The 26,658-nt window shown below is 36.3% G+C and carries 26 protein-coding genes; 11 read left to right on the top strand and 15 right to left on the bottom strand.

Annotation, left to right across the window (positions count from 1 at the left end):
* The first annotated feature begins 27 nt into the window (after positions 1 to 27).
* Complete coding sequence (locus AC4CUY_RS11535) at positions 28 to 729, top strand: IS1 family transposase (protein WP_004282341.1); 702 nt, start codon at positions 28 to 30, stop codon at positions 727 to 729.
* A 65-nt stretch (positions 730 to 794) separates the two neighbouring features.
* On the opposite strand, the gene leuE is transcribed toward AC4CUY_RS11535, so the two are convergent.
* The 3 genes from leuE to aceR all read right to left on the bottom strand — a co-directional run bounded on the left by leuE (position 795) and on the right by aceR (position 3,561).
* Positions 795 to 1,448: a leucine efflux protein LeuE gene (gene leuE, locus AC4CUY_RS11530; protein WP_336950755.1), complete on the bottom strand. Its 654-nt coding sequence runs from the start codon at positions 1,446 to 1,448 to the stop codon at positions 795 to 797.
* Between the two features lie 150 nt (positions 1,449 to 1,598).
* Entirely contained in the window at positions 1,599 to 2,582 is a 984-nt protein-coding gene (tal, locus tag AC4CUY_RS11525; protein WP_336950756.1) for a transaldolase, read from the bottom strand.
* 88 nt (positions 2,583 to 2,670) lie between these two features.
* On the bottom strand, positions 2,671 to 3,561 hold the full coding sequence (gene aceR / locus AC4CUY_RS11520) for an HTH-type transcriptional regulator AceR (protein WP_419359972.1): 891 nt from the start codon (positions 3,559 to 3,561) through the stop codon (positions 2,671 to 2,673).
* Positions 3,562 to 3,708: 147 nt separating this feature from the next.
* Here aceR and aceI point away from each other — a divergent pair, with 147 nt between their 5' ends.
* The 6 genes from aceI to AC4CUY_RS11490 all read left to right on the top strand — a co-directional run bounded on the left by aceI (position 3,709) and on the right by AC4CUY_RS11490 (position 11,843).
* The gene (gene aceI / locus AC4CUY_RS11515; protein ID WP_004822192.1) at positions 3,709 to 4,134 is read left to right on the top strand and encodes a chlorhexidine efflux PACE transporter AceI; all 426 of its coding nucleotides are present in this window, start codon (positions 3,709 to 3,711) and stop codon (positions 4,132 to 4,134) included.
* A 584-nt stretch (positions 4,135 to 4,718) separates the two neighbouring features.
* Positions 4,719 to 6,788 carry a hypothetical protein gene (locus tag AC4CUY_RS11510; protein WP_336950758.1) on the top strand — a complete coding sequence of 690 codons (2,070 nt, stop codon included), beginning with the start codon at positions 4,719 to 4,721 and terminating at the stop codon, positions 6,786 to 6,788.
* 131 nt (positions 6,789 to 6,919) lie between these two features.
* Positions 6,920 to 8,635, top strand: a complete 1,716-nt coding sequence (locus AC4CUY_RS11505) for an AAA family ATPase (protein WP_336950759.1) — start codon at positions 6,920 to 6,922, stop codon at positions 8,633 to 8,635.
* Between the two features lie 23 nt (positions 8,636 to 8,658).
* Positions 8,659 to 9,072 (top strand): hypothetical protein, encoded by a 414-nt coding sequence (locus tag AC4CUY_RS11500; protein ID WP_262086329.1) that lies wholly within the window; start codon positions 8,659 to 8,661, stop codon positions 9,070 to 9,072.
* Positions 9,073 to 9,469: 397 nt separating this feature from the next.
* Positions 9,470 to 10,924, top strand: coding sequence for a SulP family inorganic anion transporter (locus AC4CUY_RS11495; RefSeq protein ID WP_490774136.1), 1,455 nt, complete (start codon positions 9,470 to 9,472; stop codon positions 10,922 to 10,924).
* Between the two features lie 535 nt (positions 10,925 to 11,459).
* Positions 11,460 to 11,843: a 5-carboxymethyl-2-hydroxymuconate Delta-isomerase gene (locus AC4CUY_RS11490; RefSeq protein WP_490774135.1), complete on the top strand. Its 384-nt coding sequence runs from the start codon at positions 11,460 to 11,462 to the stop codon at positions 11,841 to 11,843.
* 38 nt (positions 11,844 to 11,881) lie between these two features.
* Here the strand turns inward: AC4CUY_RS11490 and AC4CUY_RS11485 are convergent, their stop codons facing one another.
* The 4 genes from AC4CUY_RS11485 to AC4CUY_RS11470 all read right to left on the bottom strand — a co-directional run bounded on the left by AC4CUY_RS11485 (position 11,882) and on the right by AC4CUY_RS11470 (position 15,409).
* Positions 11,882 to 12,511 (bottom strand): DUF4240 domain-containing protein, encoded by a 630-nt coding sequence (locus AC4CUY_RS11485; RefSeq protein WP_490774134.1) that lies wholly within the window; start codon positions 12,509 to 12,511, stop codon positions 11,882 to 11,884.
* Positions 12,512 to 12,562: 51 nt separating this feature from the next.
* On the bottom strand, positions 12,563 to 13,429 hold the full coding sequence (gene thiM / locus AC4CUY_RS11480; RefSeq protein ID WP_490774133.1) for a hydroxyethylthiazole kinase: 867 nt from the start codon (positions 13,427 to 13,429) through the stop codon (positions 12,563 to 12,565).
* Positions 13,430 to 13,438: 9 nt separating this feature from the next.
* On the bottom strand, positions 13,439 to 14,593 hold the full coding sequence (locus AC4CUY_RS11475) for a hypothetical protein (RefSeq protein ID WP_336950764.1): 1,155 nt from the start codon (positions 14,591 to 14,593) through the stop codon (positions 13,439 to 13,441).
* A 552-nt stretch (positions 14,594 to 15,145) separates the two neighbouring features.
* Positions 15,146 to 15,409, bottom strand: coding sequence for a hypothetical protein (locus AC4CUY_RS11470; RefSeq protein WP_336950765.1), 264 nt, complete (start codon positions 15,407 to 15,409; stop codon positions 15,146 to 15,148).
* Between the two features lie 1,438 nt (positions 15,410 to 16,847).
* On the opposite strand from AC4CUY_RS11470, the gene AC4CUY_RS11465 reads away from it, so the two are divergent.
* A complete protein-coding gene (locus tag AC4CUY_RS11465; RefSeq protein ID WP_336950766.1) occupies positions 16,848 to 17,513 on the top strand; it encodes a YccT family protein in 666 nt (221 codons plus the stop codon).
* Positions 17,514 to 17,983: 470 nt separating this feature from the next.
* Positions 17,984 to 18,541 (top strand): GNAT family N-acetyltransferase, encoded by a 558-nt coding sequence (locus AC4CUY_RS11460; RefSeq protein ID WP_336950767.1) that lies wholly within the window; start codon positions 17,984 to 17,986, stop codon positions 18,539 to 18,541.
* A gap of 47 nt (positions 18,542 to 18,588) precedes the next feature.
* Here the strand turns inward: AC4CUY_RS11460 and AC4CUY_RS11455 are convergent, their stop codons facing one another.
* From AC4CUY_RS11455 to AC4CUY_RS11420, 8 genes are all read right to left on the bottom strand, one after another.
* On the bottom strand, positions 18,589 to 18,885 hold the full coding sequence (locus tag AC4CUY_RS11455) for a cyd operon YbgE family protein (RefSeq protein WP_483770941.1): 297 nt from the start codon (positions 18,883 to 18,885) through the stop codon (positions 18,589 to 18,591).
* A 3-nt stretch (positions 18,886 to 18,888) separates the two neighbouring features.
* On the bottom strand, positions 18,889 to 18,990 hold the full coding sequence (gene cydX / locus AC4CUY_RS11450; RefSeq protein WP_002120988.1) for a cytochrome bd-I oxidase subunit CydX: 102 nt from the start codon (positions 18,988 to 18,990) through the stop codon (positions 18,889 to 18,891).
* Positions 18,991 to 19,020: 30 nt separating this feature from the next.
* Entirely contained in the window at positions 19,021 to 20,166 is a 1,146-nt protein-coding gene (gene cydB, locus AC4CUY_RS11445; RefSeq protein WP_004719675.1) for a cytochrome d ubiquinol oxidase subunit II, read from the bottom strand.
* Complete coding sequence (locus AC4CUY_RS11440) at positions 20,163 to 21,749, bottom strand: cytochrome ubiquinol oxidase subunit I (RefSeq protein WP_004719676.1); 1,587 nt, start codon at positions 21,747 to 21,749, stop codon at positions 20,163 to 20,165. Before AC4CUY_RS11440 ends, cydB begins: the two co-directional genes overlap by 4 nt.
* Entirely contained in the window at positions 21,749 to 21,940 is a 192-nt protein-coding gene (gene cydP / locus AC4CUY_RS11435; RefSeq protein ID WP_004719678.1) for a cytochrome oxidase putative small subunit CydP, read from the bottom strand. Before cydP ends, AC4CUY_RS11440 begins: the two co-directional genes overlap by 1 nt.
* 794 nt (positions 21,941 to 22,734) lie before the next feature.
* Positions 22,735 to 23,349, bottom strand: coding sequence for an OB-fold-containig protein (locus AC4CUY_RS11430; protein ID WP_336950769.1), 615 nt, complete (start codon positions 23,347 to 23,349; stop codon positions 22,735 to 22,737).
* A gap of 14 nt (positions 23,350 to 23,363) precedes the next feature.
* Positions 23,364 to 23,675, bottom strand: a complete 312-nt coding sequence (locus AC4CUY_RS11425) for a Rieske (2Fe-2S) protein (RefSeq protein WP_162242519.1) — start codon at positions 23,673 to 23,675, stop codon at positions 23,364 to 23,366.
* Between the two features lie 18 nt (positions 23,676 to 23,693).
* Entirely contained in the window at positions 23,694 to 24,698 is a 1,005-nt protein-coding gene (locus AC4CUY_RS11420; protein WP_336950770.1) for an adenosine kinase, read from the bottom strand.
* A 288-nt stretch (positions 24,699 to 24,986) separates the two neighbouring features.
* Between AC4CUY_RS11420 and AC4CUY_RS11415 the strand changes: the two genes are divergently transcribed.
* Both AC4CUY_RS11415 and AC4CUY_RS11410 read left to right on the top strand, forming a co-directional pair.
* On the top strand, positions 24,987 to 25,454 hold the full coding sequence (locus AC4CUY_RS11415; protein WP_336950771.1) for a GNAT family N-acetyltransferase: 468 nt from the start codon (positions 24,987 to 24,989) through the stop codon (positions 25,452 to 25,454).
* A 361-nt stretch (positions 25,455 to 25,815) separates the two neighbouring features.
* Positions 25,816 to 26,571, top strand: a complete 756-nt coding sequence (locus tag AC4CUY_RS11410) for a COG4705 family protein (protein ID WP_336950772.1) — start codon at positions 25,816 to 25,818, stop codon at positions 26,569 to 26,571.
* Positions 26,572 to 26,658 lie beyond the last annotated feature (87 nt).

Below are 26,658 nucleotides of genomic sequence, written 5' to 3'. Positions count from 1 at the left end.
CAGGTTGGATTTTGATAAAATAGAGAAATGCGAATAACTCTAGAAATCAAGTGTCCAGCCTGCCTAAGTGACAGTATAAAGAAAAATGGCACAAAAGTAGATGGTAAGCAAAATTACCAATGTAAAATATGCAGACGTCAATTTATTGGTGATCATGCTCTCAGTTATCAAGGCTGTCACTCAGGTATCAAAACCAAAATATTACACCTCATGGTGCGAGGCAGTGGTGTCAGGGATATAGCAGAAATTGAAAGAGTAAGTATCGGTAAAGTTCTACGGACACTTAGCCAATCAAAATATCAACTTCGAGCACAGCAAAGTCATTATGAAACCCTTGAAGTAGATGAGTTTTGGACTTTTGTTGGTCATAAGCAAAATAAACAATGGCTAATTTATGCCTATCATCGAGAAACAGGTGAAATTGTTGCTTATGTATGGGGTAACCGAGATTTAGCCACTGCAAAACGACTTAAATTAAAATTGAAGCAGTTAGGTGTAAGCTATACATGTATATCAAGTGACCATTGGGATAGCTTTGTTACGACCTTTAAAGAATGCAAACAGTTGATTGGTAAATTTTTCACTGTGGGTATAGAAGGCAATAATTGTCGATTACGGCATCGAATCAGGCGAGGCTTTAGGAGAAGCTGCAACTTCTCCAAAAAGCTTGAAAATCATTTCAAAGCCTTTGATTTAGTATTCTTTTATATCAATAATGGATTCGTTTAATGCCAGCATACTTTTTGAAACACCACCGAATGTTTTAATTGGGAGATTTATTTAACTAAATCAGGTTACATTGTTGAAACAGCAAGCTTTATTCCAAAAGCACAGAACAGTAAACCTACACAGGCAACACAACCTGCAGCAATTTTGTAGCGTGTATTGAAAAAAGTGGCGAGCTTAACGCCTGAGAAGATCAAGATCGTCAAATAACTCATACTGATGATTTGCAGAATCACAGAAAGTGCCGCAAAGCTTAAAGCGGGGTAAGGGTAATCGGGATCAACAAACTGAACAAAGAACGAGAGATAAAATAAAATTGCTTTTGGGTTGAGTAAGCTAATGGTTAGCGCTGTTCGAAATGGATGGAATTGTTCGTGAGTTGCAGTATTGGATGTATTTGTTTGCAGCGTTTGTGGTTTGTTTTGCCAAGTTTTGATACTTGCGATCAGTAAACGAATACCGAGATAAGACAAATAGCTTGCACCTACAACTTTGAGAATGATAAATAACCAGGGAAAGGCGTGTAGTAAAGAGGCAGCACCTAAAACAGTACAGAGAATCAGAATTAAATCTCCTGTAAATACGCCTAAAGCACCGATATAGCCCGTTTTAATTCCAAATCGAGAGGCAATTGACATGACATACAATGAGTTGGGACCGGGTAAAATGACGATAAAAATAGTCCCTAGTATATATGTCACTATATCGGTAATACCAAACACAACATTCTCACTGTATAAGAGAAGCGAAATAAAAAAAGCCGAGTGGTTATGATAACAAACTCGGCTTTAGAGTGTGAGCGATTTTAGTGCAATTTTAACCAAAAGCGCATCTACAATTTAGATTTATATAAATCATTCTAAATACATAGATTAGTCAATAAAATCAGCATCTAGACCAAAAGATTGGCGCAATAATAATGCAAGTTGTTCACGCGCTTTGATAAAACCGTCAATCCCGCTTTGCAATAATTGGAATGCCATTAAATCAGCTTCCAATTGTTGTTTAAATTCAGCTTTAGAGATCTCTTGATGTTCTTGAGCAGTCTGTTCAGTGTCTAAGCTAAGTTGAGAAACCACATGACGTTGATCATTTTTCAATTTTTCTAGCAGACCCGGTGCAACGGTTAAAAGGTCGCAACCTGCTAAACCTAAAACTTGGTCAATGCTACGGAAGCTTGCGCCCATCACTTCAGTTTTGATTTGATGTTGCTTGTAGTAATGATAAATTTGTTTAACAGATAATACGCCTGGATCTTTCTCAATTGGATAGCTCTCTACATTTTCAGCTTTTTTAAACCAATCTAAAATACGACCGACAAATGGAGAAATCAAAGTAACCCTTGCATCTGCACATGCTTTGGCTTGATGTAAACCAAAAAGTAGCGTTAAGTTACAATGAATGCCTTCTGCTTCTAGCACTTTTGCTGCTTGAATACCTTCCCATGTAGAGGCAATCTTGATCAGAATACGATCTTGGTCTATCCCATATTCTTTATACAACGCAAGTAGCTCTTTGGCTTTGGCAATGGTTTCTTCGGTATTATATGAAAGGGCTGCATCCACTTCTGTTGAGACACGACCTTCTACAATATTTAAAATTTCGACACCCAGTTTGACGGTGAGAATATCGATGGTGCGTTCAACGAGTGCATCTAATTCATAACCTTCTTTTTTTGCTTGAGCATAGGCATCTTCAATCAGCTCACGACTTTCAGGCTGTTGTGCTGCTGCTGTAATGAGTGACGGGTTAGTCGTTGCATCCAAAGGGCGAAATTGTTGAATTGCGTTTAAATCACCTGTATCAGCAACGATAGTGGTTAAGCGTTTTAATTGATCTAATGCAGATTGTGTCATTACCGATTATTTCTTAGTTAAAATATTTGTGATTTATTTATAACACAATGCGATTTGAGCAAAAGAGGAAAATGTACTGAAAGGCCTATTATTTTGTATGAATTCTTTGATTTCGAATGTGATTAATCAAAAAACGAGCAGCTGAGCCTAAATTGCTCTCACGACTCCAGACTAAGTCCACAAAATATTCAAATTTTGGTGTGAAATCGAGCAAATCCAAGATTTTTAACTTATGTTTAAGCTCAGGATTTTCATTAAACATTTCTAAGGGAAGTACTCCCCAACCCAGTTCTTTTAAAATTAAAGCACATGCTGAGTGGTGATTGTCCGTCCGCCAATAGTTTTTAGAATAAAGCAGTTCAGGTTTAATGGTTCGATCACGACTTGCCACGACAATTTGTCTGGATTGTAGGATTTGTTCAAAAGTAACTTGTTTATGTGCTGATAATGGATGATGAATAGCTGAAACAGGAACCAAGGCTTCTTTTTTAAATTCGACAAATTGCTCACGGCTTTCAAGTATTTCACGTTCAAACATCAATGCCAGTTGTGCAGTCTGATTCATCAGCATTTTCAGCGCATCTTCTTGTGGTGCTGAGAAGATATTAATTTCTAAAGTTGGAAAATGCTCTCCCAACAGTGCAATGTATTCAGCCCAGTCTGTATGCAGTAATTCAGAAACCACCACGATATTTAATGAGGATTCCAAGCCTTCGCTAAGTGCAATCGCTTGTTGTTTCCACTGATTCATTTCTACCAGCAGTTGTTCAGTTTTTTCATATAAGCGTTGGGCTTGAGGCGTAGGGATTGGTTCACGTCCCACACGATTAAAGAGTTTTAGATTTAAGTCTATTTCCAAGTTGGCGATAGACATACTGACAGCGGAGGGGACTTTGCCAAGCTGTCGGGCTGCTGCTGAAAATGAACCTATTTCCATCACCGTTTTAAAGATGGTGAGTTGTTCTTGGTTAATATTCATGCGCTTGGCACCATTCTGTTTAATTCTTCAATCATTAAATTTACTCCAATTTATACAACCTTTCAATAAAATTGAAAGAACCTGACTCGATTGATCAATATTATAAAAATATAATGCATCCATCGAATCAAAAAAGAGTAGTTTTAAATGATGATTTCCAAAAGAAGGGTTATTCATGCATTAAGCTATGAAGTCATCCTGTTGGTGATCATAGCGATTGCATTAAGTTTTATTTTTGAAGTGCCAATGGAAGTTACTGGTGTATTAGGTGTTGCGATGGCCGTGACTTCAGTGGTTTGGAATATGGTGTTTAACCATTTCTTTGAACAATTTGAACGTAAGAGAAAACTTAAACGTACCATTGGTGTACGTATTTTACATGCCATTGGTTTTGAGGGTGGTTTGATGTTAGCCACGATTCCAATGGTTGCTTACGCAATGGATATGTCTTTGTGGCAAGCAATTTTATTGGATTTTGGAATGACCACCTGTATTTTGGTGTATACCTTTATTTTCCAATGGTGCTATGACTTGATTGAAGAGCGTATGGGGGCAAAGCCTGTACATTCTTAATTAAGCCTGCAATGCATTTATTTTAAATTTTAGTGAAAATTTCAAATGTGTTGCGATAGAGATCCCCTTAGTTTTTTTGAAAACTAAGGGGATCTTTTTTATAAAAATTTAATTGAATAAATAACATATAATTAAAATAGATTTTAAATAATGAATAAAGAATGGATAAATTAGAATCAATAAAGATAAAACCCGTTACACGATCACAGCTCAGTTTAAACAAACTTTTGCAAAAGATAATTGGAATTCAATTTGTTTTGTAAAATTGTTCGCCTACAATAGGGTCTGTTAACATTTCATAAATGGCTTGCGTTGTAGGCTAAAATTGAGCAGGCAAGGCATGAAACGAAGAGAATAGCGAGACTATTTTCGAGTTTCATAACACAGACTGAGATAATTTTAACCATAACCCTTCGGGACTAGAGTTTTTTTGTCGCTACGTCGTTACGAACTACTCATTTAGCTGACTAAATTTCGTATTTCGTGCCTCGAATCGTCTAAAAAAACTCGTTGTCGCAAACATAGAAGAAGTGTCAACAGACCCTAATAAATTCAATATATGTAAGAGATGGATTGAGGCAAATATGGTGCAGACAGTTCAGGAGCAGCTGCCAGATAGACACCAGCTTGCTGCTCAAGAATTACTTCAGGTTTCAGCAAATTTAAATAAGATTTATCTTGATCAATTTGACTATTTGTCCGAGATTACTGCGCACAACTTTTTCCAGTTTGATCCACAGCAGCATCAATTCAGTCTGGCAAATCAGTTACTCAATATCTACTTTGATGAAGAAAAGGGTTTAATTTTTGATTTAAATTTTGAAAAGTTACCGCGTTGTTTAGAAAATAAAATTAATATCAATCGTTTTGTTCAATATTTCTCAGAAAATATTTATTTTTATACAACAAAATATCATGAGATACATCCAACTGATTTAAAGACCAAAGCCCAAATCATCCGCCAAACGCTGATTGAGCAGGTTTTTGAGTGGGTGGATGGTGAAAATCGGGTAGAGCAGTATTTATATAATATTAGTGAAGCAGATGCAGAGCGTATTGATCAAATTTTGCTGCACTATGAATATTTTGATTATGCCTATGTTTCTGATTTTGCCAAATATGGTAAAGCGATTCCTTTAAGTGTTGAAATTAACATTAAGCATTTAGTGCTGATTAATTCTGTATTGGGTCAAGAGTTTTTACCGATTCAGTCATTGGTACCCAAATTTCAACAGGCCATTTTTTCTTTAGATCAGTTTATTCCAGCGCATTATTTGCGTATTTTAAAGATTTTTCACCCAGAATCATTACGCTTAAAAGAACTCAGCCAGTATTTTGCAAGTTATCAATTGCTGGCGGTACATGCTCAACAACAACCGCAAATGCTTGCTTATGCAAAATATATGAAACGCGGTTTTTGGCAATATCAGGATTTATTGAGCAAGCAGCACTTTTTACAAAAAGATGCTGAATATTGGGAACAGGATCAAGTTCCACAAATTCCAATTTGTAGTCTTAAGCGCACTGCAAATTGGCTATTTAAACAAGATGAACAGGTCAATGATTGGATTAGCCGACATATAAAGGACCCCAATGTCCGGATCACAATCACAGCATTAAGTTTGATTGATACTTCAAAGATTTATCCTGAAGTCACTGTAAGTGTTTTAAAGTATTTTAAAAATATTGCAGCACGGCTATTTTTAATTGAATGCCATTCCTTTGCAATTACAAATGAATGGCAAAAAAACCCAAAGAACAATCGTTATAGTTTTTTAAAAACAGAGATTGAAAATAAATCGAATAAGAAAACGATTTCTCATTCTTATTTATATATCGAAGAATGGTTAGATTTTGCTGCGTTGATGTTGGCAGATCAACCGCAGATGTATAAAAAAATATACCTTAAGATAAATCGAATCATTCAAGCATTTATGCTGTTTGTACAACACATTGCTCAGGGCTTGCCCAAACAACTGATTAAATTTATTGATCCGCAACGACAACAACATGCTGAATTCTTTATTCAGTTGCAAAAGCACAATATAACAGTCGATGATTTTCGTAAAAAACTGAAACACATGCAGATCGGTCGTGCATCTAACCCTAGTATATACGACAGCTTTGTTTTGGACTATGTGATGCATTTATTTAATGATCATCACGATATAGAGCGAAATGTCACTTGGTCTGGTCTATATCAGCAAGCACAGCGTTGGCATCAACATCATTATTTTGTTGATACCTTATCGACACTTAAAGAAAAAATAGATGTAGATCATTGGGATCGCGTTGCACCAATGCAAAAGATTTATTTTGATGAGTGGTGCTATGAGGAACTGAATAGCCTAAAACGAATTATTCAAGAGTCGTTGGTGTTTAAACACTGTTTGGCATTGTCCTATTGTGCGCGGATTGTAGATCGAGAATATGTAGCATTTCATGTATCGAAAGTTGATGATGCGACGCAGGAAATGACTTTGGGTTGTTATTATAAATTAGGACGTTTGGTCTTTGATCAATTGCGTTTACCCAATAATCTTATTCCTGATGAGTTCTATATATTGAAAGCTCAAGCTTTTATTGATGATGTAAATCAGCATTTAAAATGGAAAAGCAGTATTCAACCCAATGAAGAATTGGGAAACTTATAGTTTGACGCAGATCATTTTTAAGTGGGCTGCTTGGCTTTAATTCACTTTTCGTGATGCATTTGGCTTAACTTTTTATACAAAAATCGTTAGGCTATAGCCGTCCCATCCTGTTTAGGTAATTCAAGGCTGTTATGAAACAAGAAACTGCACTCAAACTTATGAAAGCGGGTGAAAATGTCTTTTTGACTGGATCTGCTGGTGCAGGAAAAACCTATACGCTTAATCAGTACATCAATTATTTAAAAGCACGCAAAGTCCCTGTTGCAATTACAGCATCTACGGGGATTGCAGCAACACATATGAATGGTATGACGATTCATACTTGGGCAGGTATTGGGATCAAAGATACGCTGACTGATGATGATTTGAAGCGTATGAAAGAGCGTAAATACTTAAAAGAGCATTTAGAAAATGCCCAAGTCTTGATCATTGATGAAATTTCAATGTTACATGCCAAACAGCTAAATTTAGTCAATCAAGTTTTAAAATATTTTAAAGAATCTGATGATGCTTTCGGTGGAATTCAAGTGATTGCAGCCGGAGATTTTTTCCAGTTGCCACCTGTAGGTAAAAACAGCGAACTAAATCGAGATAAATTTTGTTTTATGTCAACCGCTTGGGTTGAAGCAAAATTTCGTGTTTGCTACCTGACAGAGCAGCATCGTCAAGATGATTCGGCATTGAATGACGTACTCAATGCGATTCGTGCCCAGAATATTCAGCCACAGCATATTCAAGCGCTACAAGATACCCGTAATCAAGACATTGGTGATACCTACACGCGTTTGTATACCCACAATATGGATGTGGATAGCATCAACTTTCAGCATCTCAATGCGATTGAAGGGGATGATCATCAATTTGTAGCGGTGACAGATGGTAACGAAAAGCTGATCGAAACATTGAAATCTTCTGTACGTGCGCCTGACGAGTTGACGCTTAAAAAACATGCCAAAGTCATGTTCGTTAAAAATAACTTCGATATGGGTTATATCAACGGTAGTTTAGGTGAAGTTATTGGTTTTGAAGAGGACGATGAACTGGGAATGTTGCCTAAAGTCAAAATGACCGATGGTACAACCTTATTGGTTGCGCCAGAAACATGGTCTGTTGACAATGAAGGTGGTAAAACCATCGCCAGTCTACAACAAGTACCATTACGATTAGCTTGGGCGATTACTATTCATAAATCACAAGGGATGACCTTGGAAGCTGCGGAAATCAACTTAAGCCATACTTTTGAAAAAGGTCAGGGTTATGTGGCTTTATCACGGCTTAAATCGATTCAGGGTTTAAGATTGTTAGGTTTTAATGATCAGGCATTGGAACTGGATAGTCTTGCAATTAAAGCAGATCGCCGTTTTCAAGAGTTATCTAATGAAGCCGAAGTGCATTATGCAGATTCAGATTTAACTTCACAGCACAATGCTTTTATTCGTCATTGTGGCGGGACTTTAAATACCACTGAGATTGAACGTAATGAGAAGAAGCTGGCGCGTAATAGTGGTAAAACCAATTATGCCTCGGCAACACTTGATGAAACACGTGAATTGTTCGAGAGTGGGTATGAGATTCAGGATATTGCGGTTGAACGTGGATTAACTCCTGCGACGATTATCAATCATTTGGCTCGTTTACATCGAGAGCAAGGTTTAGATATCTCGATTGCAAATCCTGGTGAAGAAGTTGTAGAAAAAATTCGTGTGATCTATAAAAAATTGAAGAAACGTCAAGATCCAAGTCATTTTAATGATGATGGTGCGATTAAATTGCGTCCAATCGTTGATTTAACCAGTCCCAAAATGGGCTATGATCAGGTACGTTTGGCATTGTTATTTGTTGAGTGATAGATGTTTTTAGTGATGAATTAATGGCTAAATTTGAGAAAAAGTTATTAAGTCCACGTTTAGCTATTTTGTCTAAATGCAAATATTCTAATAGTTATAATCTCAGCTTTCAGTTGTGCCCATTTTATTATGCGCATGAATTGATAGATTCAAATATTTCTTTTGAAGGGTTGGAGCTACCATCTCCATTTTTAAAAGATTTGCTTGGGTTGACGTTGGTTTTTGATGAAAATGAATGTGATGCATTTAATGGGTGTTTTACCATTAAAAGTATCCATAATCCTGTCGATTTATACCAATTGGCATTTATTGAAAGTCGTGACGGTTATCTAAAAGTGATTGCGAAAATCAAGATCGATTTTGAGTTTGAGCAATTTGATGATTTTGAAAATCTAGAATTGGTGATCAATGCTACTGTTGCATCTCAGATCTTATGATTCAATCGTTTTAAGTGAAAAAGAATGCATTAACACAGATGTTTATTGATGATTTTGTTAAGGTCTATCAATAGAATACAATAGATGTCGTGCTTTGAATGAGATAAAGAACCATAAAGCGCCCTAGTCCAGAAATGTTTCATCTCATGGTTATTCTTATTCTAAAATTAAAGTGAATTTCAGCATCGTATAGCTGTGTAGTAAATTTGGATGCTATACTCGCACTTTAACTTCCTTCAAAACCAGTGCTTTTTTATGACACTTACGCCACCTTAAGTTTATTTACCTCTTCTAATTTGTAAATAACTCATCACTGTCTAGTGATGTGGTGTAGTCGTTTGTGTGTCGTATATCACATCACTAGCCTATCAAAAAATCAAAAAAATAGGCGCTATTTATGTTATCTAATATCCGAGAACAATGGTTCTCTAACATCCGTGGGGATGTGCTTGCTGGACTTGTTGTGGGGCTTGCACTCATCCCCGAAGCTATTGCTTTTTCAATTATTGCTGGTGTAGATCCAAAAGTGGGTTTATATGCATCATTTTGTATCGCCGTCGTGATTTCGTTTGTTGGGGGACGTCCAGCAATGATTTCGGCAGCAACAGGCGCTATGGCATTGCTTATGGTCACTTTAGTAAAAGAGCATGGCCTTGAATATTTACTTGCTGCAACAATTTTAACGGGTGTGATTCAAATATTTGCAGGCTATTTGAAGTTAGCGAAGTTAATGCGGTTTGTTTCTAAATCTGTAGTGATTGGCTTTGTGAATGCTTTAGCTATCTTAATTTTTATGGCTCAGTTGCCTGAATTTGTGAATGTGACGTGGCATGTTTATGCTTTGGTTGCATTAGGTTTGGTAATCATTTATTTATTTCCGCTCATTCCAAAATTAGGAAAAATACTGCCTTCACCGCTTGTGTGTATTATTGCAATTACGATATTGGCAATGAGTCTTGGATTTGATGTGCGAACAGTTGGGGATATGGGGGCTTTGCCTGATACGCTTCCAATATTTTTACTTCCAGACATCCCTTTGAATGTTGAAACATTGAAGATTATCTTGCCGTATTCATTCGCATTAGCGGCAGTTGGTTTACTTGAATCTATGATGACAGCGACGATCGTGGATGAAATGACGGATACACCAAGTGATAAATATCAGGAATGCAAAGGGCAAGGAATCGCCAATATTGCATCTGGTTTTATGGGCGGAATGGCGGGTTGCGCAATGATCGGTCAATCTATGATTAATGTGAAATCTGGCGGTTTAACTCGCCTATCAACATTCTCAGCAGGTATTTTTCTTCTTATTCTTGTTGTGTTTATTAGTGACTGGCTCAAAGTGATTCCAATGGCTGCATTGGTTGCTGTAATGATTATGGTCTCTATTAGTACCTTTGAATGGCGTTCTCTAACTAGCTTTAAAGCAAATCCTAAAAGTAGTAATGTTGTGATGATCATGACTGTCATAGTGGTCGTGGCTACTCATAACCTCGCATTAGGTGTACTCAGTGGCGTTTTGCTTTCAGCGCTATTTCTTGCCATTAAATTAGAAAATGATATTCAGGTGAAGTCTGCTTTTGAAGAATCAGCACGTTTATATGATTTAAGCGGTCAGATTTTCTTTAGCTCTTCTGAAAAATTTATGCAAAGCTTTGACTTCAATGAGAAAATTTCAAATGTCATTATCGATTTGACTCACTCCCATATTTGGGATGTCACATCTGTTGCGATGTTGGATTCTGTTGTAAGCAAATTTCGTAAGAGTGGAATCAACGTCACAGTACGTGGTTTAAATGAAGCGAGTTCAATTATGATCGATAAGTATGGTACACATGCCAGAATTTAAATTAACGAGACTCTATATTTATGTAGAGTCTCTAAAATCGGTATAATCTTAATTATCCAAGTACTTCGTAATATGAATTAGCTAAGATTCATTTATGGGATATATGCCACAAATGCTAAAACTAAAATCAGCAAGTGAAAATGGTTTTAGCTGGTGTAATATTGATACAGCTGAAAAATATAATCAATGTAGTCTAAAAAATGTTTGAAATAATTAAGATGCTAACTTAAGCCCAATGTCTAGCTTTTAAAAAAGATTCAAACTTAAAGTAATATTTACAGATTAAAATCAACGAAATATAGATTAGTATTTGATTTATCTCGAATTCCCTATCATTTAGAAAATTTAGTATTTGGAAGTAAATTTGTAGAGCTAAAGTAAGCTGAAAAAAATCATACCTTTACGGCTTACTTTTTCTTTTACCGTTCTCATAAATCTAAGCGCTAAAATGCTAATTTAGTGTTAATTTTACAGTTTTTTACATGTTAATGCTATAATTCTGCCCTATATCCAGTACTTTCAAACGGTTAATACGATGCCACAAATGTTTATTGATTATTCTGACAATATTCAAAATTTAGATAAAAAGAAATTGATGTTGGGCTTAAATCATGCACTGTTTGATACAGGGTTAGTGGGGCAAGCACATGATATTAAATCCCGTATTCAATCAGTTTCGGATTATTTGATTGGCTTTGGGGATGAAAGTGGCGAGCAGAGTAATCAGGCATTTATTTTTGTACGTTTACAAGGTCTAAGTGGTCGTACTGAACCACAAAAAGACTTAATGACTGAAAATTTATCGCAATTTTTACAGTCATTTGAAGATTATTCTGCACTGGGTTTAGAAATTCAGCTCTGCGTAGAGTTTGCTGAAATGCCACGAGAAATTTATAAAAAAGTTTTCGTGCAAAAATAATCAGATTGGGGCTTAGAAGATAAGCCCCAATCTTTTACTTATTTATTTCTAAGTTCGCATATTGCTTTAACCAGTTTTGGATATCGTGCTTGTAACTCAACACCATTGAGTAAATCTCTTTCAATCTTGCCTGCTGCAAAATCATAGTGATGTTCTGGATGTTGTAAATATACTGCATCACGAATCTCAGACTCTTCTTCATTTTCATAATCAACGCTATATGCTTCATCAGCAACATAGAGTAGACCCTCAGCCCAAGTGTCGCCTATATCAAAACTATATTTTCTGCTAACAAAGTTTTGAATATCTTCTTGTATGTCATCAAAGAAATCCTTGCCTTTGAGGATTAACCAACATCTAAAATAAATAAAACCATCATCTGATAGATAAGCATCGAAATTGAAAATACCATCTTTTTCAGTAAATTCAGATTCTAGAATTGTCGAGAGTTCTGCGATTTCAGCGCTATAGAGTTGTGAGAGTTTGAGCTGAAGTGTTTTTTCAAAAATAATCAGTTGTTGTTTATCCAACTGAGATAAATATTGCACAAGATCTTGTAAATGCTGTTCAATATCATAGTCAGACCAGTGAGCATCTTTGTTGTGGTTCGACTGGTCTATTGCGTCCCAAAACAATTTTTCTTCTTGTAATGAGATATGTGGTTTCATAATCGGTTTAAGCTTAATTTTAATGATTAAAAGCAAGTTTATATTTGTACTCTAAAGACTTAAGACTTTTATATCAGCATATTGCCAAATTTTATCCGCACTCATTTGATGTATTTCATCTAGAAATGCGACATTAAAGCTCCCAACAGATTGGGCTTTTTCAAAAGCTAATTTTCCTGCAATCGCAAAATGGATATGTGCAGAGACTGCTGCGATCGTGACTGTTGTGACCGCACTATACGCTGCAATTAGTGCGCCTAAAGCGCAACCTGTTGCCGTAACTTTAGGCTGTAAAAAACTTCCGCCATTAACCTGAATCACGCTATTGAGCTGTTTAGAAAGAATAAAGTCAGATTCACCAGAAATTGCAACACATTCAGTATGGGTTAAAAGTGCTAAAGCTTGCAAATACACTTCATTACTCGAAACAGTACTGTCTACACCTTTGGATTCAACCTGATTACCGGCAAGTGTACTGATCTCTGAAGCATTGCCACGAATAATACTCGGTTTAAGCAAAACCAATTGATCGACCATTTCACTGCGCCATTTGAGAAATGCACCATAACCAACAGGGTCGAGAACCCACGGTATATTTTTACTTGTTACAGTTTGTGCTGAAATCTGCATGGCCTGCATTTGTTCAGATGTAGGCGTTCCCACATTGATACTTAATGCTGCAGCAATAGACGCAAAGCTTTCAGCCTCAAATGGGTTATCAATCATTGCTGGTGAAGCCCCAGCAGCTAACAAGACGTTGGCAGCATAATTTGCTGCAACACTATTGGTAATACACTGGACTAAGGGTTGTTGAGTTTGCAACTCAGTCCAAGCATCCACAACTTTTTGTAAAATGACATCAGTGTGCGTATGAAGTTGATCCGTTTGAGATTGGGTAATATTTTCAGGATGATTCATAAATGCTCCTTACTGAGTAAAGTAGTGGTCTTGGTGTTTGCAACTGCGACAAAATAATGTCACATAATTTTGTGCATCGTACTCAACTGTCAATTCGTTTGAGCCACAATACATACAGCGCTTTTGTGAATAGAAATTTAACCGTGGTTCGATCTTTTTCCATGATTTCCACACAGGTTGAAAGAAGATACCTTCATCGTAGCCTAAAAACCGATAAAACAGTATTTCACTCATTCTACTCAATGGAATATTCGGTGGGCGTGGCAGGGTTGAGGTTTCCCATTTTTCTGCAATTGCACGTTCTCTATATTGTTGTACTGTTTTTTTGAGAATATTGGTATTTATAAAGTTTTCGTTACGAACTTGTAGCGCCTTTTTTTGATATAAATATTCAAGCGCAGTTTGAATAAGATAGAAAATTTGCCCAACGGCCAATGTGTCGAGTAGGTGATAACAGAAGATTTGGAAGTTTTTATTACCCGAAATCTGGATACCCCACGTGCGGCAATAATGTTGGGTAAACTGTACAATTTCTTGATACAGCACAACATAGAGTGCATTTTTCACTTCATCGGATGTTTTAAATGGGATACCTTGGCTTAGATTCTCATAGAACCAATGGCGTAGTTGTGTTGCAATACTAAACATACTCGGTTCAGAATAACCATCCAAACGAACGTTGATATAGTATTGGTGGGCATCATCGCTAAAATCTTTGGCGACAAAAACATTATCTTTAATCAGCTGATTGAGAAGTTGACTTTGAAAATAGTAATTGGGTGTAATGGGATGATATTTAATTACTTCCCAATCAATAAACTCTTGATGGTTGGTATTTTCATGCACCTGATTGTCTAAAATACTCAGTAAAAATAATTTATGTAAAAAACTGAGCTGGTCTAAACCTAATTCAAAGTTATCTTTTTTCTTTAGCTTACGGGTTTCTTGCAAGCGAGTTTCTTTAATCAGTTTACGCCGTTTGCTTTGACATGTTTCACAATGACAGTTACGTTGATTGTTTTGAAAAACTTGATGATTGCAATGGCTACATTGGTGAAAACTGACTTCTTTCTCAAATTCTTCAGCTTCAACATAATACATACTTGCCTGACAAAGCGGGCAAAATGTACTTTCATCCAGCTGTTTTTGCAGAATTTGAAGCATAGAGATAAATGTATAAATTATTAAGGACTTTTCATTATACACATCTATATAGATGAAAGCTGATTGCTTAAATTGAATGTTTTATAAAATATACATATTCGATCATGATTGAAGCCATTGTATTGTTATTCAATGATATTCAAAAAACTAAATCTCAACGATTCAATCCAGTTGAGTGCAAGTTTAGATGTTTCTAAATGAGATCATTTTTTAATCTTTCCCTCTGGTCCGTATGTAGAATGCTGTTATGGTATTTTCTTGCTCAAAGAACTTAAAATATTCAAAATGACCCGATTGAGAACCGTTATATTGGTCGCTTCGTTGCGTCAAAACATATTGACCATTCAGAATTATTGCAGGACAAATAGAGCAGTCTGACTTGTATTATCATTTTGAAAAGCAAATATTTATAATCCCATTGCAAAAGTAACGATGTGGGGCCTTGGAGAACTGAAGCTTGTATATGGTTTAAATGCGGTAAATAGAACGTATCTATTGATTCTATTTACCGATAAAAGGTGATTTAAACAATAATCCTAATGGTTATATGCCTTAGTAAGCAGCAGGACACGGTAATTCAGAATCCTCAAAATGCTCCATTTTAGCTTGAAGCAATGCCTTGGCTTTTTTAGCTGGAACTCTGTGCTGTCCTAGCATTTCATATTCCTTTAAAAGCGCAGTCACTTCACTGCTTTTTAAAGGAATGCCTTCGCAAGTCATAAACATCGCAATAACTTGATGATCTAACTTAGCTTTATCCAGCATCTGCATCGTTTTAATGTTTTCAACACGAACTATATGGTCTTTAAAAATCATGTTGCACCTCATTTTTTGTTGAGTATTTTTATTGTGCGATATACACGATATTAAACAAGCAAGAACTGTGCTCAAAATGTAGTCGCTTTGAAAAAAGTGTAATGTTTTGCATTGTGACGGTTTAGGATTTATCGTGCACCTAAGGGTTGTTATAAGCCATTACCCTTGCCAATATGCAACTGATGGTTGGATTCCATGACACAAAGAATATCTTTTGTTTCCATTTATTCAGTACATTGAAACCATTACGTACAATCGCAATACGATGTTGCACATTGGCCAGATTGGTTGCGGTGAGTGGTGCTGGAATAATGAGATAGGGGTGAACATTAATTTAAATTTATTGATGCCCACAAGGATATCACCACGTAAGCCTAAATTTTTTAAACAGAGTGACACTATAAAATCGTTAAGTTTAGCAAAATTGCGTATTAATGACTTATCCCACATCGGTTGTAGGATTTTCTCTTGTTCATGAATACCAAAGCTGATGGTGTATTTTTAGCCATTTTTTTAAATTTTGATGAATAAATGCCTAATCGAAGTGTTTCTTCATCCGCAATTTTTGTAATTGAAACGCTTGTGTCAGGGTAGGTCTATAGCCAGTCAGATATTGTGCGCATCATAATGTTGATGCATGATACTGAGTCCACCAGTATCTGCCATAACATTGGCTTGTCCATTAAATTCATTCATCATTGGCTTGGGCAATGGTGGCCTTTAATGTCGGTACATTCATCCCTCTAATAATGATGTTTTGAATATTGGTGACATTTAAAGAGGGGTCAAAGCATTAGACAATGAGGAGTTTGATTCATAGGTAGAACGGACCTTATTGACTAAAAAACACTCAGATTTGACCAGAAGAATTTTAGGTTATATGACTGAGTGCATCGTAATACATCAAAATAAAGGCATTGGTTGCTAGCACTATTTTTTATTTTGATTAGTGATGACTATATGTATTTATAGCTAATTGCCTAACTGTGGCCAATTTTGCTACGGGTATTTTTTTGAGCGTTGTACAGGGTTAGCTTGAGTGGCGTAACCGGTTGCTACAATATATAGTTTGTGTGGCATAAGCTACGACAAACAGCTGTAATAATAATGATATATCTCGTTATTATTGCTTTAAATCAGGATATGGTTTTCTTATTCATGGGGAACATCCTTTTAATTTGTTTTTAGAGTTATGCTTATTCTGAATGTGTGCTATTCAAAGGATCTAGTTTTAGATAAGAAGAAATAATTTTAAAATGTGATTTCAGGACAAGCAGATGAATGATTTTATTCCAGTAAATGAGAAATTATGTGATAAGTAAAATGAAAATATTTTCATTATAAAAATTAGAACAAATCACCATTGTCATAAAACTGTCATCACGACATTGCATAGTGCAATAAATTTTACATATTTTTGACATAAGAGTAGAGCAATATGGCATTTAAATACGGCGTTGCTGCATTAGCTTTAATGCTAAGCGGATCAGTTTTTGCAGCAGTCACCTTATCTGCGCCAGAAGAAATTGTAGTATTGGCGGTGAACGATCAAGAAGTGAATTCAGGTTTAATCCGTAAAAAGAATGAATATAAAGTCGATGCAGGTCAAGTTGCAGTAAGTGTTCGTTACCAGCAATATTTTGAACATTTAAATGGTGAACACGATATTTTAAAATCGGGTGTAGTCACAGTGACAGCGCCAGATTTAAAAGATGGTCAAACTTATAAAATTGCTTTAGTGAATCCGCCTCAGCGTTTTGAAGATGCAAAAAAGTATTCAGAACAACCAACGATTGCGATTTATGACAATAAAAATCGCCTCGTGGTACAACAGACTGGTGTAAATACTGAAGCGAAGCCTTGGTTAGGTTCTGGGTTATTTGGCAAAGTGATTGATTTAACTTCAAGTAAGAAAGCGCCAGTAAATCAACCAGCGGCTGTATATGCAACAACGACAAGCCAGTCACCAGCAGCAACCACAGTTACTAAGACCACTCAAGCCTTAAGTGATGCCAATTCAGCAGATCGCCAATTGATTCAAATCTGGCAAAATGCAAGTAAGGCGGAACGTCAGAAGTTTATGACTTGGTTAGCTGAGCAATAATTTTGAGTACATGTGAAAGACCATTTCGATGGTCTTTTTTTGTATTTAACTGAATAATACAATTTTATAAAAGTTAGTTTATAGTTCTGTGGAGTTTGCACTTCCCCATCTTTTCTTGAAAATTTAAATATCTTTGTGTAGGCAATGTTTCACTTTTGTAGGGAAATACCAATCTTGTGCTACAAACAAAACTGTACTTTGTTTTGCGTTTGTTTGGCGAGGGGGGGACGTGCAATACCCCCGCATTTTCACAGATAATGGGCGACATTGATGTCGCCACATGATAGACACACCAGATATGATTAAATAGTGCAAAAGCATAAATGGTTTGATTGATATAATATTCATCATCTTGATGATTATAAATTATTTTATGGGTAAGACGGAATGGAGTGAGAATAAGGCTTTTCTCGCTACCATTTTCGTTTTATAAAGTACTTTACTCAGCTTTAATATGACAGAAATAAAACTTGATAAAATATCAGCTTAATTTTAGAACAGTACGAATATCTGACATTACACATTTAGTTGATCTGATTAATTCTGCCTATCGGCAGCAAGAAGGTCGTAGTTGGACAAGTGAATCAGAAATTGTCGCGGGTGATCGTATCAATGCCAAGCAATTAGAACAAGCATTGACTCAGGATAATTTTCAGTTATTTGTTGCTGAATTGGAGGAGCAAATTGTCGCATGTATTGGTCTGACTTTTACCCAGCATGATGTGGAAATCGGCACATTTTGTATTGCAGCTCAATTACAGAATCAAGGTATTGGCAAATACGTTTTAGATTTTGCTGAACGGTATGTGCATGACAAAGTTCTATCCAACCCTTGCCATTTTACGCATTTCGTTATGTGGGTTTTAAGTGTACGTTATGAATTGATTGCTTATTATCAGCGCCGTGGCTATGTTCAAACGGGTGAAGTGGCGGATTATCCTTTAACTGCAAATGTAGGCCTACCTATTGTAGATTTGCATTTAATCGAAATGAGAAAGAGTGTTAAAAGTAGCGTTTCATCTAATTAAAATAAAACCCTAAATAAATCAGGGTTTTATTGTTTCAAATTTTGGATTTAGCTCAAGAACCAAGTGTAATAGCCCCATAGCATGAGTGGCCATGCAACATAGGGGCTAAATAACCATTTCCATAACCAAAACTGTGGTAGAAATCCTACCCCATGTATAAAGCCACCTGAAATACCAATCATCACCATCATGAGCGCACTATGGTTATAATGACCATTGGCATCAAGCATTGCGCCAGGGTGAATCAATAATACCGCAGCAAGAGGCAATGCCATCAAAAACGAAACGGCCATTGCAAACTTATTCGGCTTTCTTTCTTTTGTTGTCATTGCGATCTCTGTCATGGTTTATTCCTCATCCAAATCTTGATGATGTTCAATATAGAGTGCGCTTAACACACCTGCAAAACACGCCATCAAGATCCCAAGAATCCAAGCGAAATACCACATAAATATTCTCCTATTTGCTTAGACACAGCCTTAGTACAGGCTGTGTGAGTTATCTTGAACATGTTTGTTGGTGATAACGCCCCACATTTTGTAATAACACCATGTGGTATAGATTAAAATAATTGGAACAAATATAGAAGCAACCACAGTCATTACTGTTAATGTATTCTTACTCGAAACCGCATCCCACATGGTTAAACTTACAGTTGGGTTGATACTCGATGGCATTAAGAATGGGAATAGTGCAAAACCAGCAGTTAAAATTGAACCAGTCACTGCTAAGGTAGAACCTGTAAAGCTCACGCCAGCTTTGTTTTTACCAGCACCAAAGATAATCAGGATTGCACCAAGGATTGCAGAAATAGGTGCAAGCATGGTGATCGGGTAAATTGAATAGTTATTCATCCAACCATGGTTACCCGTTGTTAATACTTCTTTCGCAAGCGGATTAGCAACAGCATTGGTATTAAATGGTTGTACCAAAGTATATCCTTCGATGCCACCAAAATATAACCAAGCACCAACGCCCAAGAAGGTAACTAAGAAGAGAATGCCCATCAATTGTGTGGCTTTAGCAGAACGTTGACGTAATACACCATCTGTACGCAGCATTAACCATGCGCCACCATGTGCACACAGCATCGACAAGCTTACTATACCGCAAACCAAGGCAAATGGATTGAGTAGGGCAAAGAAGCTACCTGTATAAGTTGAACGTACAGTCTCATCTAAAGTAAACGGTACGCCTAAGAACATATTACCAAATGCAACACCGAAAACCAGCGCAGGTACAGCTCCACCGATACATAAGCCCCAATCCCAAGAATTACGCCATTGAGTATTTTGAAGTTTAGAGCGATAGTCAAAGCCAACAGGTCTAAGGAAGAGTGCAAATAAGACCAGCAAGAGCGCCCAGTACATACCTGAGAAGGCCGTTGCATAAACCATAGGCCAAGCAGCAAATAGTGCACCACCCGCAGTCACGAACCAAACTTGGTTGCCTTCCCAATGCGGTGCAATGGTATTGATTGCTGCACGGCGTTCATCATCAGTTTTACCTACAAATGGCATGAGTGCCATTGAGCCCATATCGAAACCATCTGTCAGGGCAAAGCCAATCAGTAGAACACCGACTAAAACCCACCAGATAATTTTGAGAAGTTCATATTCGATCATGATTGATTCTCCCCAGTTTGAGCTTGCTGAGCTTCAAGTTTCTCGAAGTGATATTTGCCTGTATGTAAAGAACTTGGTCCTAAACGTGAGAATTTGATCATTAAATACATTTCAATAATCAATAACACCGTATAGAACGCGGCTAATGCAATGATTGATCCCCATACATCGCCAGTGCTTAAACTTGATGCAGACAGATGTGTAGGCAACACTTCACCAATGGTCCATGGTTGACGACCACCTTCAGCCACATACCAACCTGTTTGTGCTGCAATCCAAGGTAATGGCAGTGCAAACAATGCAAATTTAAGTAACCACGGTTTATTTTCTGCATTACGTTTTGCCACAGCAAATGTTGCAAGAATAAACAGGAGTAGCATCAAGAAACCAGAAGCGACCATTGCACGGAAAGAGAAGAACAATGCAGTTACATTTGGAATCGTATCTTTTGTTGCTGCTTGAATATGTGCTTCAGAAGCATCCGTTACATTTTCAGTATACTTTTTGAGAAGTAAGCCATAACCTAAATCTTTTTGGTTTTCTTTGAACGATGCCATAAGTTCAGGCGAACGGTCACCAGCACGAAGTTTTTCGAGTTCGCTATATGCGACCATACCATTACGGATACGGGCCTCATGCTGAACCATCAAATCTTTAAGACCTGTGACTTCTTTATCGAGTGAACGTGTGGCAATAATACCCATTGCATACGGGATTTTTATAGCGTAGTCAGTACGTTGTTCTTCCTGATTTGGAATACCAAATAAAGTAAATGGCGCAGGCGCAGGATGTGTTTCCCACTCAGACTCAATTGCTGCCAACTTAGTTTTTTGAACGTCACCAAGCTCATAACCAGATTCGTCACCTAGTAAGATTACTGAAAGTGTAGATGCTAAACCAAAGATTGCAGCGATGGCGAAAGAGCGACGCGCAAATGGTAAATCACGTTTTTTCAATAAGTAATAACTCGAAATGGCAAGAACAAAGATTGCACCAGTCACATAACCTGCTGACACCGTATGAACAAATTTCACTTGAGCAACTGGGTTAAAAATCAAAGCACCAAAATCGACAAGTTCCATACGCATGGTTTCAAAATTAAATTCTGAACCGACAGGATTTTGCATCCAACCATTGGCAACTAAAATCCATAATGCGGATAAATTCGAACCCAGCGCAACTAGCCATGTCACACTTAAATGTTGAACTTTTGAAAGGCGATCCCAGCCAAAGAAGAATAAACCAATAAAAGTTGATTCTAGAAAGAATGCCATCAATCCTTCAATGGCAAGTGGCGCACCAAAAATATCACCCACATAGTGAGAGTAGTACGCCCAGTTTGTACCAAACTGGAATTCCATCGTCAGACCAGTGGTTACACCTAAAGCAAAGTTAATACCAAAAAGTTTGCCCCAGAATTTGGTCATGTCTTTATAAATTTCTTTACCAGAAATCACATAAGTGGTTTCCATAATGGCAAGAATAAAAGCCAGACCTAGAGTAAGTGGTACAAATATAAAGTGATACATCGCGGTCATTGCAAATTGGAACCGCGAAAGATCGACCACGCTTTCAGAAATCATCAACGTGTCTCCTTGATTTGGGAAGGACTGCCAGCAATACGCTCAGCAACTTGGTTATCAAAATCTTTAGGAATAGTCGGAGCATCAAACCAGATATGTTTGATCGTCATTAGAAGAGCAATCTTAATTATTAATATGACTGCAATTTCTCTGACAAGCCGACGGTTTAAATCGTTAGGTTTTAAGCTCATGCGTTAAGCCTATTATTTAAATATGCTTATATTATTAAACAAAACGCAACAAGAAATAAATAGATAAAACAGTTAAAATAAAAATATATTATTAAATTTATATTAAACAAGTAGTTAAAAATTTACTTTGTTAAAAAATATACTAAATTTTATTGATTTTAAAGTTGATCAAAACACTTAGAATTAATAAAAATAAAACCAACTAGAATGGTATTGTTTAGATTTTATTAAACCAACTAAATTAGTTTGATTTAGTTTTTTCTTTAAAAATTAATCTGATTAAAAGAGTTGGTTTTAAATTTTTATAATTGTGCTGTAAAATAAATCAACCACTTGAATTCTTACACAAGTACGATTTTATGTTTTAGTAAATAATAGACTTTTTACTAGAATTTTACTTAAAGTAAGAGCCCCATTGGCTCATGTAAAAGATGAAAGAGTAAAATATCGGATTGTGGTTTCATGTTTATTCTAAAGAGTAAATTCTAATTTTTGCGATGTCGTAAATTAGGGGGGATGTTATGCAATATTTAGTGGGTTATAAAGTGGAGCTATCAGTGTGAAGGGGGGGGCATCTCGTAGAACATGTTTAAATTTAGCTATAGATCTCTGAAATTATTGCTGATTAAGTTTAGTTTTCGCTTAGACTATTGCATTAAATTCTGCTTCATTTCTTGATGTAAAGTTATTATTTTATTAAAGTTTATGGGGGAGAACAAAATATAAAAATATAGTGAGTAATTGTACTAATACGTCGCACAAAAGAATGTTGACTTAAATGAACAAATTATGAATTAATATTGGTCTGAACTAAATAGATGATTTGAAATTGAAATCTTCTTCGCAATATAATGGGATTTTCTAAAACGTATTAAGATAATTTGAGATTGAAATTCTAATTCACCAAATTCTGGTTCGACTTGGATATAGTGAAGCTGTCCATTTTCATCACGTACTCGTGCTTGAGCTGAAAAACCTGGGCGTGCATTACCACTAGAAACAGTAGCTAATCGTCCAAGCAAGTCAACTTGATTCAATGCAACTTTAGGTTTTATCACCTGATCCAAACAATGAATCATAAACACGGTAAAGAAGATTGCAATCACCAATGCGGGTAAAACCACATAATACCAAGCGGCAAAAACTTGTTTGCTGGCAAAGATAGATAGCTGTAAAAAATAGCCTGCAAAACTAAAATTCAATAATAAAAAAACGAAAATAAGAACTTTGGAAAATTTAACTTGTAGTAAGGGGGATTCGATGAGCCAATCTGGTGAAATTTTTTTCAGAAAGGTACTTGGCCGTAAGCCGATATAGTAGCCAAAAGTTTCTGCCATACTCAGCAGAATTAAAGCCAAGACACTGAGGTGAAAGGGCATTAATTCATGTTCAAATAAAAATCCAAGCATGGCAGTTTCCAATCTTATTCGTCCTCGATGTAAATACCACCATCTGAATGGACTGAAATATTTACTTTTTCAAGTTTATCACCCAGACATGGTCCTGAAATACATTCACCTGTTTCAACTTCAAACAAAGCACCATGTGTAGAGCATTGAATATATTCGCCATCTTGGTCTAAAAACTGATTTTCAAGAAATTCTAACTCAGTTTGTAGGTGTGGGCAGACGTTTTGATAGGCATAAAATGCACCATCACGTTGAGTGATAAAAATTGTATCACCTGTCATTGTGTCAAACGCACGTGCCTTACGCTCTTCAATTTCATCGGTCATTGCAATTTTTTCAGACATTTATGCACATTCCTTTTTGAACGTTTCGAGTAGATTTGCGTATTCTGCAACGTCTAGACGTGGCCCAAATTTAGACACCACTTCACTAGAAATAAGAATAGCAAGTTGTGCCGCAGTTTGTAAATTTTCACCATTATTTAAAGCATATAAGAAAGCACCTGAGAATGCATCACCAGCGCCATTTGCATCTACTGCATTTACTTTACGACCTTGAACATAAAAATGTTGTTTTTGATCTGCGACCAATGCACCTTTTTCACTCAAGGTAATGACCACATCAGTACTTAGCATTTTTAACTTATTGAGCGCAGCTTCTACAGAGTCAGTTTCTGTATACATCATAGCTTCTTGTTCATTACAGAAAATTAGATCTACACCATCATCGATTAATTCATTTAAACCTTGACGTGCATATTGCACCATAGCTGGGTCTGATAGAGTTAATGCGATTTTAACCTTGTGATCACGTGCAATTTGACGTGCTTGATTTACTGCAGCTCGTGCTGAATCACTGGTAGACAAATAACCTTCGATATATAACCATTGTGCTGTCTTTAAAGGTTCAAAATCCATTTGTAGATCTGAAAGTTCAGCAGTAATACCGAGATAAGTCTGCATCGTGCGTTCTGAGTCCCCACTGACTAAAACCATACAGGTGCCCGTAACGCCTTCACTGATGGATTTTTTAGAAGTTTTGATGCCTGCTTCATTTAAACCATCGAGATAAATTGTGCCTAGATCATCATTTCCAACACGACAGGCATAAAATGCTGAAGAACCTAATGCACTAAATGCCACTGTTGTATTGGCAGCTGAACCACCAGATGCTTGACCTTTATAATTTTGGCTAGCTTTTAAATTATTGTATAGCTGAGTTTGGGACTCACCATCTGCGAGTTGCATGGTGCCTTTTTGCAAATTTTGTTCAGCTAAAAAGTGATCTGATACTTTAAATTCTTGGTCAATGAGCGCGTTACCAATTGCAAAAAGGTCAACTGTAGCCATGTTCTTCATCACATCAATGTTAAAAACATAAAGTTTACACGAATGCTCAGCTTTACAGTAGTTTGTTGAAAAAAATTCAATTACATTTGTCAAATATGGCTTGTTGGAGTTTTATAATCTGCTTGTGTGCTGAACAAAACTGTTTTTGAGATGATTTTTGCTTCATTTAAGCCATTGTTTTTATCAATGTGCGTGATTAAATTAGATTGCTAGGTTAGGTTTTGTTTGGAAATAAACATAGGCATAAAGTTAAAACTGTCTACAGACCCTAAACATATTGGAGGTTGAGTGAATATTTTAATTCAACAGGTAGATCAATTGCCTGCGCAAATTCAAGATTTAGCTATAGTTGCTGAGAAAGAAGGGTTTCATTTTATTCAACGGTTGGTTGATGAATTTCAGAAAGGAACCAATAAATTTAATCGACATGGTGAATTTTTATTGGTTGCGTTTGATGGAGATAAACTGGTTGCATGCGGTGGTTTAAATATTCAAATCAGTGAAGATGGTGATACAAAGCATAACCCTGAAACTCAGCATAAAATTGGTCGGGTACGTCGTTTTTATGTATTGCCTGAATACCGCAAAAATGGATTAGGTAAAAGTTTATTGCTTGAACTTGAAAAAAGAGCAAAACCCAATTTTTCTGCATTGTGCTTAAATAGTGAAAAAGATGCAGCGCCATTTTACCAAAAGCAAAATTATGTTTTTGTCTCAAATCACCCAAATTATAATTACTTTAAATATTTAATTTAGTGAATTTGGAAATCCTTTGGTCTCTAATCTGTAATGTTACGCAACAACATAATTTGAAAATGCTGCTAGATTACAAAGATAGGCTTTAAGGTCATCTTTATTTTTTGGAGACGAATTTGTATTGATCTCCAAAAATAGTTTTCTTGGTAAACATACTAAAAATAGCCTAAGTAATTCTTTTCTACAAAAACCTAAACATAGATAAGCCATATTTAATCAGTTTTTGTAAAGTCATGATAAGTACTAAATACAAATCTTACTGAGTCTTTAAGAGCGTTAAGTGACTTTTTTCACATTTTAATTCTATTTTAAGTCGAAGTATAGACTATAGCTTTTAACGCATAATTGCTGAATATGTGAAATGAAGCAAAATGATTTAGATGTGCTGATTGCAAAAGTTCCGCAAGTCACATTACTATTTTGGATCACCAAAATCTTTGCAACCACTTTTGGTGAAACGGCCGGTGATGCTGTGTCAATGTCGCTTAATTTAGGGTATTTGCTAGGAACCTTTATCTTTGCTTTTATCTTTATCGCTTTTGTCTATTTTCAAATTCGGGCTAAGGCTTTTCACCCCTATTTATATTGGTTTACCATTATTGCAAGTACCACAGTGGGGACCACATTAGCAGACTTTGTCGATCGCTCACTGGGTATTGGCTATTTCGGTGGAAGTACGTTATTACTCAGTTTGGTATTGTTGACTTTATATGCTTGGTATAAGGTTGAAGGAACAATTTCACCACATATTAATCAGCCCCGAGCAGAACTGTTCTATTGGTTAACCATTACCTTTTCGCAAACTTTAGGTACAGCATTGGGAGATTGGTCATCAGATACAGCAGGACTGGGTTATAGCGGTGGGATTGTGTTATATGTGGTATTGATTTTAATCGTCATCACTTTGTATTTATTTACAAAAATATCCAGAGTTATTTTGTTCTGGAGCGCATTTGTGCTTACTCGACCATTAGGGGCTGTGGTTGGTGATTTTCTAGATAAACCAATTGATCATGGTGGATTAGCCCTGAGTCACTTCATAGCATCAGCTGTATTGTTGAGTGTAATTTTGATCTGTATTTTTATTGCTCAGCGTTGGGATACAGAAAAAACATAAGCATCACTAATTTAAAAATATTGAGTAAAAAAAGTGAAGTTTTACAGTGATGATCGAATCTTTTGATCATCACTTTTTTTATTTATC

The sequence above is a fragment of the Acinetobacter sp. 778_lipA genome, from assembly GCF_058242985.1.
Note: the sequence above shows the minus strand (reverse complement) of the source record. Positions and strands in the feature narration are given on the sequence as shown.

Excerpts from the sequence above, each read along its gene's own strand:
- AC4CUY_RS11535 (WP_004282341.1), top strand. The coding sequence starts at position 28 with ATGCGAATAACTCTAGAAATCAAGTGTCCAGCCTGCCTAAGTGACAGT.
- tal (WP_336950756.1), bottom strand. The coding sequence starts at position 2,582 with ATGACACAATCTGCATTAGATCAATTAAAACGCTTAACCACTATCGTT.
- aceR (WP_419359972.1), bottom strand. The coding sequence starts at position 3,561 with ATGAATATTAACCAAGAACAACTCACCATCTTTAAAACGGTGATGGAA.
- aceI (WP_004822192.1), top strand. The coding sequence starts at position 3,709 with ATGATGATTTCCAAAAGAAGGGTTATTCATGCATTAAGCTATGAAGTC.
- AC4CUY_RS11510 (WP_336950758.1), top strand. The coding sequence starts at position 4,719 with ATGGTGCAGACAGTTCAGGAGCAGCTGCCAGATAGACACCAGCTTGCT.
- AC4CUY_RS11505 (WP_336950759.1), top strand. The coding sequence starts at position 6,920 with ATGAAACAAGAAACTGCACTCAAACTTATGAAAGCGGGTGAAAATGTC.
- AC4CUY_RS11500 (WP_262086329.1), top strand. The coding sequence starts at position 8,659 with ATGGCTAAATTTGAGAAAAAGTTATTAAGTCCACGTTTAGCTATTTTG.
- AC4CUY_RS11495 (WP_490774136.1), top strand. The coding sequence starts at position 9,470 with ATGTTATCTAATATCCGAGAACAATGGTTCTCTAACATCCGTGGGGAT.
- AC4CUY_RS11490 (WP_490774135.1), top strand. The coding sequence starts at position 11,460 with ATGCCACAAATGTTTATTGATTATTCTGACAATATTCAAAATTTAGAT.
- AC4CUY_RS11485 (WP_490774134.1), bottom strand. The coding sequence starts at position 12,511 with ATGAAACCACATATCTCATTACAAGAAGAAAAATTGTTTTGGGACGCA.
- thiM (WP_490774133.1), bottom strand. The coding sequence starts at position 13,429 with ATGAATCATCCTGAAAATATTACCCAATCTCAAACGGATCAACTTCAT.
- AC4CUY_RS11475 (WP_336950764.1), bottom strand. The coding sequence starts at position 14,593 with ATGCTTCAAATTCTGCAAAAACAGCTGGATGAAAGTACATTTTGCCCG.
- AC4CUY_RS11470 (WP_336950765.1), bottom strand. The coding sequence starts at position 15,409 with ATGATTTTTAAAGACCATATAGTTCGTGTTGAAAACATTAAAACGATG.
- AC4CUY_RS11465 (WP_336950766.1), top strand. The coding sequence starts at position 16,848 with ATGGCATTTAAATACGGCGTTGCTGCATTAGCTTTAATGCTAAGCGGA.
- AC4CUY_RS11455 (WP_483770941.1), bottom strand. The coding sequence starts at position 18,885 with ATGACAGAGATCGCAATGACAACAAAAGAAAGAAAGCCGAATAAGTTT.
- cydX (WP_002120988.1), bottom strand. The coding sequence starts at position 18,990 with ATGTGGTATTTCGCTTGGATTCTTGGGATCTTGATGGCGTGTTTTGCA.
- cydB (WP_004719675.1), bottom strand. The coding sequence starts at position 20,166 with ATGATCGAATATGAACTTCTCAAAATTATCTGGTGGGTTTTAGTCGGT.
- AC4CUY_RS11440 (WP_004719676.1), bottom strand. The coding sequence starts at position 21,749 with ATGATTTCTGAAAGCGTGGTCGATCTTTCGCGGTTCCAATTTGCAATG.
- cydP (WP_004719678.1), bottom strand. The coding sequence starts at position 21,940 with ATGAGCTTAAAACCTAACGATTTAAACCGTCGGCTTGTCAGAGAAATT.
- AC4CUY_RS11430 (WP_336950769.1), bottom strand. The coding sequence starts at position 23,349 with ATGCTTGGATTTTTATTTGAACATGAATTAATGCCCTTTCACCTCAGT.
- AC4CUY_RS11425 (WP_162242519.1), bottom strand. The coding sequence starts at position 23,675 with ATGACCGATGAAATTGAAGAGCGTAAGGCACGTGCGTTTGACACAATG.
- AC4CUY_RS11420 (WP_336950770.1), bottom strand. The coding sequence starts at position 24,698 with ATGGCTACAGTTGACCTTTTTGCAATTGGTAACGCGCTCATTGACCAA.
- AC4CUY_RS11410 (WP_336950772.1), top strand. The coding sequence starts at position 25,816 with ATGAAGCAAAATGATTTAGATGTGCTGATTGCAAAAGTTCCGCAAGTC.